General features: G+C 50.3%; 13 protein-coding genes. 7 read left to right on the top strand and 6 right to left on the bottom strand.

Annotated elements, in window-relative coordinates:
- Positions 1-191 precede the first annotated feature (191 nt).
- The 7 genes from VLX68_15190 to VLX68_15220 all read left to right on the top strand — a co-directional run bounded on the left by VLX68_15190 (position 192) and on the right by VLX68_15220 (position 5,979).
- Positions 192-968, top strand: a complete 777-nt coding sequence (locus VLX68_15190) for a hypothetical protein (GenBank protein ID HUI93590.1) — start codon at positions 192-194, stop codon at positions 966-968.
- A gap of 36 nt (positions 969-1,004) precedes the next feature.
- On the top strand, positions 1,005-1,613 hold the full coding sequence (locus tag VLX68_15195) for a hypothetical protein (GenBank protein ID HUI93591.1): 609 nt from the start codon (positions 1,005-1,007) through the stop codon (positions 1,611-1,613).
- A gap of 146 nt (positions 1,614-1,759) precedes the next feature.
- Positions 1,760-2,965 carry a hypothetical protein gene (locus VLX68_15200; protein ID HUI93592.1) on the top strand — a complete coding sequence of 402 codons (1,206 nt, stop codon included), beginning with the start codon at positions 1,760-1,762 and terminating at the stop codon, positions 2,963-2,965.
- A gap of 78 nt (positions 2,966-3,043) precedes the next feature.
- Entirely contained in the window at positions 3,044-3,616 is a 573-nt protein-coding gene (locus tag VLX68_15205) for a hypothetical protein (GenBank protein HUI93593.1), read from the top strand.
- Between the two features lie 143 nt (positions 3,617-3,759).
- Positions 3,760-4,413, top strand: coding sequence for a transporter (locus VLX68_15210; protein ID HUI93594.1), 654 nt, complete (start codon positions 3,760-3,762; stop codon positions 4,411-4,413).
- Between the two features lie 36 nt (positions 4,414-4,449).
- The gene (locus VLX68_15215; GenBank protein ID HUI93595.1) at positions 4,450-5,661 is read left to right on the top strand and encodes a chromate transporter; all 1,212 of its coding nucleotides are present in this window, start codon (positions 4,450-4,452) and stop codon (positions 5,659-5,661) included.
- A 21-nt stretch (positions 5,662-5,682) separates the two neighbouring features.
- A complete protein-coding gene (locus VLX68_15220) occupies positions 5,683-5,979 on the top strand; it encodes a VOC family protein (protein ID HUI93596.1) in 297 nt (98 codons plus the stop codon).
- 146 nt (positions 5,980-6,125) lie between these two features.
- On the opposite strand, the gene VLX68_15225 is transcribed toward VLX68_15220, so the two are convergent.
- The 6 genes from VLX68_15225 to VLX68_15250 form a co-directional block, all read right to left on the bottom strand.
- Positions 6,126-6,503 (bottom strand): DUF2141 domain-containing protein, encoded by a 378-nt coding sequence (locus tag VLX68_15225; protein ID HUI93597.1) that lies wholly within the window; start codon positions 6,501-6,503, stop codon positions 6,126-6,128.
- 45 nt (positions 6,504-6,548) lie between these two features.
- The gene (locus VLX68_15230) at positions 6,549-7,598 is read right to left on the bottom strand and encodes an efflux RND transporter periplasmic adaptor subunit (GenBank protein HUI93598.1); all 1,050 of its coding nucleotides are present in this window, start codon (positions 7,596-7,598) and stop codon (positions 6,549-6,551) included.
- Positions 7,595-8,296 (bottom strand): ABC transporter ATP-binding protein, encoded by a 702-nt coding sequence (locus tag VLX68_15235; protein HUI93599.1) that lies wholly within the window; start codon positions 8,294-8,296, stop codon positions 7,595-7,597. The genes VLX68_15230 and VLX68_15235 overlap by 4 nt, the downstream gene beginning before the upstream one ends.
- Positions 8,293-9,498: an ABC transporter permease gene (locus VLX68_15240; protein HUI93600.1), complete on the bottom strand. Its 1,206-nt coding sequence runs from the start codon at positions 9,496-9,498 to the stop codon at positions 8,293-8,295. Before VLX68_15240 ends, VLX68_15235 begins: the two co-directional genes overlap by 4 nt.
- Entirely contained in the window at positions 9,495-10,859 is a 1,365-nt protein-coding gene (locus VLX68_15245) for a TolC family protein (GenBank protein ID HUI93601.1), read from the bottom strand. Before VLX68_15245 ends, VLX68_15240 begins: the two co-directional genes overlap by 4 nt.
- 153 nt (positions 10,860-11,012) lie before the next feature.
- The gene (locus VLX68_15250) at positions 11,013-11,621 is read right to left on the bottom strand and encodes a helix-turn-helix domain-containing protein (protein ID HUI93602.1); all 609 of its coding nucleotides are present in this window, start codon (positions 11,619-11,621) and stop codon (positions 11,013-11,015) included.
- Between the last annotated feature and the right edge of the window lie 308 nt (positions 11,622-11,929).

Raw genomic sequence — 11,929 nt, forward strand, 5'->3', positions numbered from 1 at the left:
CATTCAAAATGGCGCAAAGTCGCGACTCCCTTCATGAAAGATGCTCAAACGCACCCATAAATCTCACAGCAAGAATTCCCTGAACCGTTTATAACAAGCTATGCTATAGAGAATTATAGATATTCGGCAATTGTGGCATGCAACTTGAGTTGTGTAATAGATGAAGCCAACGTCCAAACGGGAGATTTAAGATGGTCAGGTCATTCATCCTTGTTCTAGGATTTCTTGCCGGAACCTATGCCGCGGATGGTGCAGCCTTCCCGGTGGAAGCGGCAAGCATTTCCAAAGGTGAAACAAAGACGAGCGGCGGGATAATGTCCCGGCAATTTGTCAGTAGCGCCACCGTTGACGCCTCCATGCGTCCTGATAGCGTCACCGGGACCGAGACACAAAGGAATAAGATCTTCGGGGAAAAAATAGACGGCATCAAAGTTGGGTACTTTATACCGATGGCTTGGGACCGCAGGGCGCCGTTAAGTCCGTTGCTGATGCTTGGGTATGATATGAAGCTTGAGGCCAAGAGATTCTTCATCAATTTCGCAGTGGAAGCGGTCATACCTACTAGTAGTTACGATCTTGGCGTTACGAGTGACGCGGGTAAACTCAACGACGACAGTTCATATTATGGGGGACTAGGTTTTGACATAGGGGGTTCATGGTTCTTGAGCGACAAGAGCATTTCTCCATATATTGGCGGCGGAATCAACCCCAGATGGCTGTGGGGCTTGGGGGCCGGGTCCGTATTTTCCGGTACATGTTTGTACGCAGATGCCGGCATCATGCTTTTCCGGTTTTCCAGGACCAGGATCTATGCGGAGTTGAAGGTCAACCAGAATATCGTATCCATCAACTTTCCTAACGACGCGCATCAGGAAGAGCTTGCCCATAATTTGACGTATAACGTCCCAATGGCCTGGAGAGAAGTGTATCCCACCGAATTCGGAATTGCAATGGGCATTGGGTGGTGAGGTATCACGGGTAACACAAAAAAGGAGACTCTCCTAATGTACCCTCACAAGACACTGCTGCTGACTATGATGATAAACATATCAGTAATCCTTTCTTGCTCATTCTCATGGAACCCGACAGGTCCCTTAACGCCTCTGCAAAGACTATCACAATTTTATCTCTTCGATGAGGTTCCCGGTTGGACGCCGGCCTGGAATAGCCATTTCAATATGCTGCCGGTCGATAGCCTATCTCATACGATCGGCAGCAAAGCCACTCTTTACAAGAAGGATGGACTCCAGTACTATTTTGTTGAAACAATGGATGGTGGTACCATTATTAATCCTGCTTCTAGTAGCCACAATTTTAGCGCCTATGTCGAGGATTTCGGCAACGCTACAAATTCAAAAACAATCTTTGATACGATCACTAATACGTATTCAGTTTCCGACACCCTTTACCTCACAGGTTTTTCACCTTCAACAGCGCGGGCATTCCGCATCCAGGATGGAGCCGATGTCTTCGCAACATTCGATAGGTATTACTTCAAGTTCGAGCTCACCGGGTATACGGACTCCTCAGCCGTGTCGGATGCGATGGGATTCTTGACCGAGTATCAGGAATTAGAGAAGCAATTAGCAAATAATGTACTGGCTACTAATTAGATTGTAGGACTCGCATTCAGGAAGATAGCGCGGGTGCCCAGGCCATCGCGTCAAAGTAACCGAGAAAATATATCCACGATCATCCCTGATCGTGTTCCGATTGCAGAGGTTGATGCAGGTATCGAAAATCTCCTCTTGGGGGACTCATGAAAAAGGTGATTGTGTTTGCCTTGGCAAGTATGCTCCTAACGGCCACGAGCGCTCTTTCTGCCGATGTAGCCATTTTTCCTACCACGGTGAAAAACCTTTCCTCCTGGAGCGGCCATGTCGTCGACAGGGCATTGGCAAAACAATATGCCATGCTCTCACACAGGAAGGTGTCGGGAGCGTTAAAGATAAGATCTGCTCTCAAAGCCAGCAACGGAGATTTTCTTTCCGCAGCCAGGAAACTTGGCGTGAAGGAATACATCATTACAAGTGCGGTTGGAACGCAAGATACTGTCGTAATTGAAAGCGCCAGGTTCGACCAAACCGGGACCGAGATCAGACGAGCACAAATGAGAGTTGCCTCCAGGAAACAGATCAGGGATGCCGGAAGCTGTATCATGAGGGCACTGGTTGATCCTGTAACCACTGAGAAATCCGTCCGTCTCGATGATGCCAATTTCCTTCAAAATACGGCAATCAGCAAGGAAACAAAGCATATGGTGGATTCTATCATGGTCGTCAAACGAATGACCAAAAGTGAAAGCCGGGAGGGGCGAGGGAGTCAAGAGAAATCGACTTTGGCCGGCGGTTCCGGCACAATCGTTGTTTTTCCGGTAAATATCCTCAATATCACAAAGAGGGAGGGAAATAAAATCGGCCAATTCTTGACCAGACAATATGTTCGCAACACAGGGATGAAGGTTCCATCACTCAAACAGTTAAGAGTAAGTTTGAAGGCTGCCGGCGGCAGCTATGCAACGGCCGCCGCAAAACTCGATGCAAGCGAATACATCGTGACCAGCGCAACCGCATTCGATGATACGATTCTGATAGAGAGTGTCCGATACGAAACGCCGGAAAATGAGATCAGGAGAGTAAGGATGAAAGTCGCTTCACGTAACCAGATCGAGGAAGTCTGTGGCTGCATATCGAGGGCGCTCACGGACGCAACCAGCACGGAAAAATTCATGGACCTGGATGACATAAGCTTTCTTCAGGACACAACGATGAGCAGGGGAATGAAGTTCCTGGCCGATTCCATGAGAATTGCCAATCAAATTGCAAGGGAGAAGAGTGAGCGGAGAAAGAATGCCGTGACCATTTCTCTTGCGTGCGGTTTTGGAACCATTGTAGCCGTACCAGTTTGTTTGTTTGTACTTGTTATAGTCACTTTTTTTACTTCCAGGCCCGCCTTTGGTGGTTAAATCTTTTCGATCTTTAATGCCCAAAGACTCCCATTGTTTTGTAACTTCAAAGTACCAAGTTTCTGAAGGCAGATGTCGATGCTTGGAACAGATTCCCTAAAAGAATGGAGTCTATATGCTTTTTGGGGAGAATTTGGCATTTTTGGGAATGCTTATCTCTATTACTGCTCAAAATACCTCCATATTTACTGGCCGAATCTTTGCTTTTACTTTGATCTTGGCTTCCTAAAGGAGTTGTTCGTGAATATTAAAAGGTATTTTGCGGCAAGCTTCGTGGTTTTCGTTGCTTTTGCGCTTGTTGATTTTCTTTTCGATTTCCTTATCCTCGGGCCAATAAACCATTCTTTAAAAAATATCTGGCGCCCGGACATGATCCATTGGCTGGAGCCGGTGACTTATTTGGCTGCCGCATTGCTTTTTGTGTTCTTGTTAACGCAGGCTCATGTAACGAAGAACGTATCAGGCGGTATTTTCTACGGATTGCTCGTGGGCATTCTGGTAAGCGGGGTACATTCATTTGGACAATATGCAAGCTACCCGATACCATTTATCCTCTCGGTCTTGTGGTTTGCTGAGGGACTTATCCAGTATACAGTTGCGGGGATCATCGCCTCGCTTGTCTACAGGCCGAAGACTTCGCCAAATTCTTAGAACAAGACTGGACAATAATGGGGGCAAATAATTTTAAAGTTCGGTCCCCTGTTCGATATTTCAGCTTTACGCTTCTGGGCTGTCTTTTCTCCTCTGTCTCAGTCATGGCAGGCCCCCCTTTCCATACTGATGATCCGGAGCCGGTGGACTACCATCATTGGGAGGTTTATGGTGCTTCGCAAATATCAAGTAATGAAGATGGCGTTTCCGGAACGGCTCCTCACGTAGAAGTAAACTTTGGAATCTTCCGGCAGACGCAGATTCATCTGATTGTCCCCCTCGCCTTTAATCATCCTCGGACGGGTGTTTCCACGTACGGGCCGGGAGATATTGAGCTTGGACTCAAATTTCGGTTTATCAACGAGACGCCGGTTGTGCCACAAATAGGCGTGTTTCCCTTGATTGAAATCCCCACAGGAAACGCCGCAAAAGGACTGGGCGCAGGCAATACTCAAGTTTTTCTCCCACTCTGGTTGCAAAAGAGCTGGGGATCGTGGACAACCTATGGGGGTGGCGGTTACCTGATAAATATCACGCCGGACCCGGCCAACTCATGGTTCGTGGGCTGGGAAGCGCAGCATGATTTTTCGGAACATCTCACGGTTGGAGCCGAGGCCTTTGGCACTGTGTTTCCATCCAAGAGTGCGGAAAACGAATTGGGCTTCAATATTGGTGCAATCGTAAATTTTACCGATAACCATCATCTACTTCTTTCGGCAGGAAGAGATATCGTGGGCCACAATGATATTTTTCTTTATGCCGCTTATCAATACACAATCGGCCCGCCTTTGAAATGATCTCATTACTTTGAAACAAAACGGACAAAGACCTCTATGCCTATCCTTCCACAACCAGCGCGTTCGCTTGACCTGAATGTCAAGAAATACGTGGAAGTATTGGCTGTCTCCTTGAAACTTGGACTAACTTCTTTCGGCGGTCCCATCGCGCACATTGGTTACTTTCATGAAGAGTACGTGCGTAGAAAGAAATGGCTTGACGAAGGCGCTTTTGCAGACCTCGTTGCTTTATGCCAATTCCTTCCCGGACCAGCCAGTAGCCAGCTCGGTGTCAGCATCGGTGTGCTTCGCGCCGGTTCACCGGGCGGCCTAATCGCATGGCTTGGTTTTACGCTACCGTCGGCTGTTGCGCTGTTCTTCTTTGCCTATTTCCTTCGAGGGGCGGATATCGGGTCGCTGGGCTGGATTCATGGGTTGAAGATAGTGGCTGTCGCTATTGTCGCTCAGGCAATTATCAGCATGGGGCAAAGACTTGCCCCAGACCGTAAACGGGTTTCAATTGCCATCGCAGCCATGACAATAGTATTGCTGTGGAGAGCAGCCATCGGTCAGGTTGCTGTAATAGCGGCATCAGGTATCGTAGGTCTTTTTATTTGCAAAAACAGCACAGACTCCCGTTTGATTCACGCGGAATTGCGGGTAAGCAGGAAATTCGGAGCGGCATGCCTTATTCTGTTCTTCGCACTCCTAACCCTGTTGCCCATTTTCCGGCACCTCACGTCAAACCATTGGGTAGCTATAGCAGATAGCTTCTATAGATCAGGGTCGCTCGTATTTGGCGGAGGGCATGTGGTTCTTCCATTGCTTGCAAAAGAGGTGGTGCCCACCGGCTGGATAAGCAACGAACATTTTCTAACCGGATATGCGGCTGCACAGGCAGTGCCAGGCCCTTTGTTCACCTTTGCTTCGTACCTTGGGGCGATGATGAACGGTACACGTGGTGCAATATTGGCAACTTTATCGATTTTTTTACCGGGCATCCTGCTTATCATGGGCGCTCTTCCATTCTGGAACTGGCTACGTAGAAGCTTAGCGCTACAGGCAGCACTGACCGGTATTAATGCTGCTGTTGTTGGTGTTTTGCTCGCTGCGCTTTATAATCCTATCTGGATTTCAGCGATTATCTCTCCGATTGATTTTACACTTGCCGCAATTTTATTCGTGATGCTGGTATTTTGGAAATTGCCACCATGGATGATAGTTGTTGCAGGGGCAATTGGAGGAACCTTGGTTTCACACCTTATCTAATGTCAAGAACAGGGGAATTGTATGGCCACAGTTCAAGTGCGCTACATTGTCCATGATGTCGCCGCAGCCATTCCGTTTTATACGGATCAATTGGGTTTCAAGCTCGAAATGCACCCGGCACCGTCCTTTGCAATGCTTTCACGGGGAGATCTTCGTCTCGTTCTCAGCACTTCAAATCCGGCAGCCGGGGACGGACAGCCAATGCCTGATGGAACCCAGCAGGTACCCGGTGGGTGGAACCGGTTTGCAATTGAAGTTAGCGATATTGTCCCATTTGTCGAGAAGCTAACAAAAGCGGGAGCACATTTTCTTTCTTGAACAAATCGATGCTTGTTCGGAACTCCTCAAGCTAGGGGTTAATGAACCATGTCTTGCAGTTATGAGAGCCACATTTGAATGTTTCGTTAATTCAATCTTCATTTTTCAAGCCAATCATGCTCAAAGAGCAAGATTCAAGAGTCATTTCATCGTAGCTTGACATCCGCATCATAGATGGTATGATCTATTTGGGACGCCACATCATTGAACCGCGGCTTGCGCTTCGCGTGGAATGGACGCCAGAAGCCGCTCGGCTCTTTTGGGCCGAAGAACCCCATGTCAAGAATTCCGTTGCCGTTAAGGTCCTCGAACGCGCTAATTGCCCAACGGCCTAGTGCTATCTTGAAGCTAAAAACCTTTTCTGTCCCCGGTCGCAATTGAATTTGCCGAACCGCTTGCTTCATAAATCCAGTTGAGTCCCACAGCATGACGTAAACGGAATGCGCGACGGATGCGCCGAGTACACGGCCCGAGATGGTGACCATCGAATCTTGCTTTGCGTCCGATGCAATTATACGGCCCAAGAACCAATCCTGCAAGGACAATAACAGACAACCTAGAAAGCTTATTCATTTTTTGCTCCCTTTAATGTATCCTGTTACAAGTTGTCCCGGCACGAGACCATTAGGGTTATCCAGCTCAATTACTGTCTCAAGAATTTTCGTATCGATGCGCTCCGTCGGATCGTCGGTTCGAGCATTCTTGCGCCCCATCATGCGGCCAATTTCAACCACTCTGCCGGTGAACTTTTTCCCGGGGTACGCATCAGCCACCGCAAACGCCGAATCGCCGACTGCAATGTGGCCAATATCGCGCTCGTCAACGTCAATCCGGACTCGCAATGCGCTCATATCACCCATCATGACGAGCGGGTCGCCGCCCGGAGTCACGTATTCACCGGCGCGATATTTCACCTGGAGAACCTCGCCATCAATGGGCGCACGTACCGCCAGCCGCTCCAAATTCGCTTTCGCTTGATCGAGCCGCGCGCGCGCCGCTGCGATGTCTTCATACCGTGAACCGGCTACCATCGCCCGGCTGCGCGACTCGCTCGCGTCGAACATACGGCGATCGCTCTCCGCCTGCCGTCGCGCTCTGTCAAGCTCATCGGCGGTAGCAGCGCCGCCTTTTGCCGCTTGCTCGGTGCGACGAAGCGCTTCGGCCGACAGGTCCGCCCGAGCCCGTGCCGCTTCCGCGTCGCTGATCGAGGCCTCAATATCTTCCTTGCGCTGACCATGCATCGCTTTTTCGTAATCATATAGTGCGACTTTCAGTGCAGCCTGCTCCGGTGCGTCCTCAAGCTGCACGAGCAGTGCTCCGCGCTTTACCCTGTCGCCTTCATGGACAACAATTGCGGCGATTCGTCCCGGAACTGCGGCGGCGACCTTGGTCGCTGGCTGGCGCGGCTCCACGATGGCATTTCCGGCAACCAGGCCGGGCCCGGGAATTACCATGCGTTCATCGGCTTTCCCTGCGGCTGTACTTGTTCGCTCGGCTTTGACAATATCCTTCTTTTGAGGCGCTGTCGACGGTCCGCTCGCAAGCGACCGTACAATGAACGATATCATCAAGACCATTCCCACTATTCCAAGGTAGATACCCCATGATTTGCGTTTCATAGCGACTCCTTTTTTATTTGTCCATCTTCAAGGTTTACGATTCGATCTGCGAGGTTGTGGATTCGCGGATCATGTGTAACGACCACCACGGTTGAACCATGGATGCGCGCGAGGTCTTTGAGTAACTCAGTGACCTGCAATCCGGTCTGGCCATCCAGGTTTGCCGTAGGCTCATCGGCAAGAAGAAGTGGCGGATGACCTGCGAGCGCGCGCGCTATTGCGACACGCTGGCGCTGACCACCCGAAAGATCTCGTGGGAGCGAGTCAACTTTTTCCGCAATTCCCACCTCCGCGAGCATTTTAGCGGCCTCGCCTTGAGCATTCTTAGGTTCCCATCCGCGCAGCTCGAGAATGAGAGCGATATTTTCGCTTGCAGATAACGAGGCTATCAGGTTAAAACCCTGGAACACAAAGCCGATCAGACTCAACCGCAGTGACGGCAGTTCGTTTTCACGTGCGTTGCTGACATTGCGGCCGAAAATGGTAACGTTCCCGGTAGTGGGACGAAGCACGCACCCAAGGATCGACAGAAGCGTCGTCTTTCCGCTGCCCGACGGGCCGGAGATCATGACGAACTCTCCTGCAGCAGCGCAGAAGTCGACATCCTTCAGAGCCTCGAAGGCGACAGCGCCCCAACCATATACTTTACTGAGCCCATTGACATTAATGACACACGGGCGTTCATTTGTGTTTTTCATCGGAACACCATCCCAGGTTCAAGTTTACGAATGCGTGAAAGGGCAAGCAAGGAAGCAAGCCCGCATAAAAGGACCATCAATAAAGGCGTACAGGCATATGTCTGCCATGGCAGTACCAGAGCCAATTTGGGCGAACGCATGAACCCGGCTATAGCCGAAATTTGTGTTAGTCCGATAAGCGAGCCTAAGAGCCCGTAAAATGCCGATTGAACAAGCAGCAACAACGCCAAATCTTCATTACGGCAGCCGATTGCTTTCAACGTACCGAATTCTCTGATATTGTCAACAACGGCGGAAAACATTGATAACGAGACAATGACCAACCCGACAATGAGCCCGAACGCCGTCGACATGGCAGTTGTTGCTCCAATGCCGGTACTCACGAGTAAATAGCGCAGCACCCGATTGTGAAATGCAGGGGTGCTCAGAACCAAATAATCAGGAGTTCGTGCCTGTAGGGTAGCGGCAACCGAGTCGGGATTGTTTCCTGGTGCTACACCAACAAGAACAAAGCTCGTTTGGTCTGACGGAGTGCCCAAGAGGACTCGCGCATAATCGTATTCGGCGAATGAATACGATGGAGCGAATGGCAATAACCCCCAGGTGAAACCGCCTACAACGGTGCGATGTCCGTTTACCTCGCGTACGCTGCCCATATTGAGGCCGCCCAGCTTATCGCGCTCAGAGTCTTCAAAGATCATGACATCAGGATTGCGTAGTGCATCAACCGAACCGGCGACGATGTTCCATGGTCCGCCATGCCAATAGGGAGCTTTTGTTCCGACTATCGTCACTTGCTCACTTCCGCCGCTGGGCAATGAAACCGACCCTCCACCAAAAAGAAGCGGCTCGGCCCATGCCACACCCGGTGTCGTTCGCGCCTCGTAGAGAGAAGCCATTGCGACTGGTTTCCCCGGCTGCAATGTTTGTGTCGAGGCAGGCACGATCCACAGGTCAGCACCTGCATTGTCGATGAACATGGTGTTTTTCGAAAGTAGACCAAGAAAAACCCCAAGTTGTTGGTTGGCCAGAACCACGGCGAAGAACACACCGAACAGTGTTCCGGCGAACTTCAGTTTGTCATGAAACATCATCTTTGTTCCCACATGGAGCATGGTGCGCAGACGTAGAATGCGCGTCGGACGATGTGTTGCCAAAGCATCGGTTGCGCCCACAAGGTTGGATAATTGTTGGTTTTTCATTTTGCCTCCAGGGAATGACCGGCGCTCAACCGAAGGGATGCTCGTGCTGAGGCAAGATCCGCCTCTGCCTGAATCTGGGTGACTTCAGCGGCGAAAGCATCCCGTTCTGCTTGCACTACGTCAAGCAGCGTGGCCTTGCCGGAGGAATATTTTTCTCGGGCAACGGAGAGCGCCAACTGTGATGCGTCAAGGGAGCTGCGTGCCGCACGGCTCTTTTCGATCTGTGTGCGGACGTGGTGCCAGTCATCAAAGATCGTCTGTCCTGCCGTTTCACGTGCCCGATCATAGCGAACAGATGATGCTTCGGCTACAGCCCGTTGTGCGCGAGATGCCTGAAAGCTGGACACGTCGAGGAGCTTCCAGGAAGCGAGAAACTCAATTGCATAATAAGGGGATTGGCCGAACCCGGTTGCGTCCGTTGCGCGCTCGGTGGCTTGGGCGGAAACAGTCGGGAACAACGCCGATTGTGAAGCGGCTGCAGTGAGTTTTGCCGCGCGCCTGTCGTATGATGCGGCTCTCACCGATGGCAACGAATCGATCCCTGTTATCCATTCTGCGAGAGGCTGCTCGTCACGAAGATCATCCATCGGCAATGCCGTTGAATCTTTGACCGGATCACCTTCGGGAACAAGCCCGGTAAGGGTTTCGAGTGAGCGCTTTAATGTTATGGTCGTATAATCTGCGTCCTGTATTGCTTGTCGATCCCGCTCCACTTCTGCGAGAGCCCGTTTCAGATCCAATTCCGAAGCCAGGCCAGCATTGACACGTGTTTCGATAAAACGAGCGTTGTCCTGGGCCGCTGCAAGTGTACGCCGAGCTGCGCGCCCAACCGCGCTTGCACCAATGATTTGGTAGTAGGTCTGCGCTACCGTCTTCTGAACTTCGAGCATGGTGGCTGCCATGCGGGCTTTCTGTGCTTCACGGTTGGCCCCGGCGGCACCGATGTTGTCCCATGCGGCAACGTCAATGAGGGTGAGAGCGGCAGTAAAGGATGCATCCCGCTGATCGACCGGAGTAATGATGACATTCCGGGTCGGCAGAGTGCCACCAACTGCTGGTGCCCCTGTGGGAATAATTGCTTCGCCAAGATATTGGTTGCGGATATAGTCGGCTTGGGCGGTCACCGACGGAAGAAGACGCGCCCATGCCTGGCTGGTTTCATGCTCCCGCTGCACTGCTGTAGCACGGGCCTCCCTATAGTCGAAGTTGCGCTGCGCCGCATGGTGGAGGAAATCGGCGAGTGGCTGGAGCGCATGTGCCTGAATTGGAAGAAGCAGGCACAACGAAAAGAGATAAATAATTATTCGCTCAATTATTAATTTACCAAAAAAAACGTCTCTCTTGTTCCTTTGACTTATCATGGTTGTAGTCCTTTCCAAAGAATGTCAAATAGCAATAATGCAAAGCTAATGCCAAGGAATTAATGATTAGCCGCTCAATAAATAATTTTCTCACCCTGTTTCCCTTTCGCGTTTCTAATAATAATTTCGCATTCTCCTAAACAATAGCTGTTGTCACGGGCGCAGCCCATGCCATAGTGTGTCGACAAGTTGCCGAACGAATTCGCTTCGTGACGGTGAAGGACCTTTATCCCTCAACTTTGCACCAGTCACCTGCTCGAATGCGAAAAACCAAAGTGCACCACCAAACGTCTGCGCCACAACAAATGGGTCGACGAGTCGGATTCGCTTTAAGGCAGCTTCGGCCCGTAAGTATTCCACGAGTACTTTTTGACCTCGGACCCCTCTTTCACGGTACTGATCGGCCATGCTTTCGCCACGCTCTGGTCCCGGATTGGCCCATGCCATCATCTGGTTTGGAACAGTGACGAAAAACCGGTCAAGTAAGATATCTCCAATTTCAACAAGAGTTCTTTGAACAGACCCCTTACCGGCACGCTGTCGAGGGTCAAACTGTCGCGGTTGTCCACCAGCATTATTTCCTGCATTCATCGCTGCGGTAAAAAGAGCTTCCTTTGTACCGAATCTCTGGAAAAGAATGCCTGATGATACGCCGGCACGCTTGGCAATTGCCGCTGAGGTTGCGCGAATTCCATGAGCGAGGAACTCAGCTTGAGCGGCTTTGAGAATTTGATTATTGGTGATTGTAGCTATTCGTGCCATAATTGACTCCTCAATTATTAATACAAATTATTATAATAGATTATTTGCATTCAATCTTCTATTGGCCGCACTAGATTATTTTGGATAGCGGTAGTCCCGCACTTCATAATATCAATCAATATATCAAAGGCCAATTGCTCAAAGCAATACAACTATAATACAGTGCCCGTGCTATGGAAAAATTGCATCCATGGTACTCGAATAGGGAAGAACGCCCTACCCCGATGATTTCTCAATAATAGCCGTTCTGTTTTGTAGATCCTTTTAAATAACCACGGGACATTTTCTTTTACGACCACTGAAAACCA

Source organism: Chitinivibrionales bacterium (assembly GCA_035516255.1).
GTDB lineage: Bacteria > Fibrobacterota > Chitinivibrionia > Chitinivibrionales > FEN-1185 > FEN-1185.

Coding starts and splice junctions, on each gene's coding strand:
- VLX68_15190 (HUI93590.1), top strand. CDS start 192: ATGGTCAGGTCATTCATCCTTGTTCTAGGATTTCTTGCCGGAACCTAT.
- VLX68_15235 (HUI93599.1), bottom strand. CDS start 8,296: ATGAAAAACACAAATGAACGCCCGTGTGTCATTAATGTCAATGGGCTC.
- VLX68_15195 (HUI93591.1), top strand. CDS start 1,005: ATGTACCCTCACAAGACACTGCTGCTGACTATGATGATAAACATATCA.
- VLX68_15245 (HUI93601.1), bottom strand. CDS start 10,859: ATGATAAGTCAAAGGAACAAGAGAGACGTTTTTTTTGGTAAATTAATA.
- VLX68_15205 (HUI93593.1), top strand. CDS start 3,044: ATGCTTGGAACAGATTCCCTAAAAGAATGGAGTCTATATGCTTTTTGG.
- VLX68_15220 (HUI93596.1), top strand. CDS start 5,683: ATGGCCACAGTTCAAGTGCGCTACATTGTCCATGATGTCGCCGCAGCC.
- VLX68_15250 (HUI93602.1), bottom strand. CDS start 11,621: ATGGCACGAATAGCTACAATCACCAATAATCAAATTCTCAAAGCCGCT.
- VLX68_15240 (HUI93600.1), bottom strand. CDS start 9,498: ATGAAAAACCAACAATTATCCAACCTTGTGGGCGCAACCGATGCTTTG.
- VLX68_15215 (HUI93595.1), top strand. CDS start 4,450: ATGCCTATCCTTCCACAACCAGCGCGTTCGCTTGACCTGAATGTCAAG.
- VLX68_15200 (HUI93592.1), top strand. CDS start 1,760: ATGAAAAAGGTGATTGTGTTTGCCTTGGCAAGTATGCTCCTAACGGCC.
- VLX68_15230 (HUI93598.1), bottom strand. CDS start 7,598: ATGAAACGCAAATCATGGGGTATCTACCTTGGAATAGTGGGAATGGTC.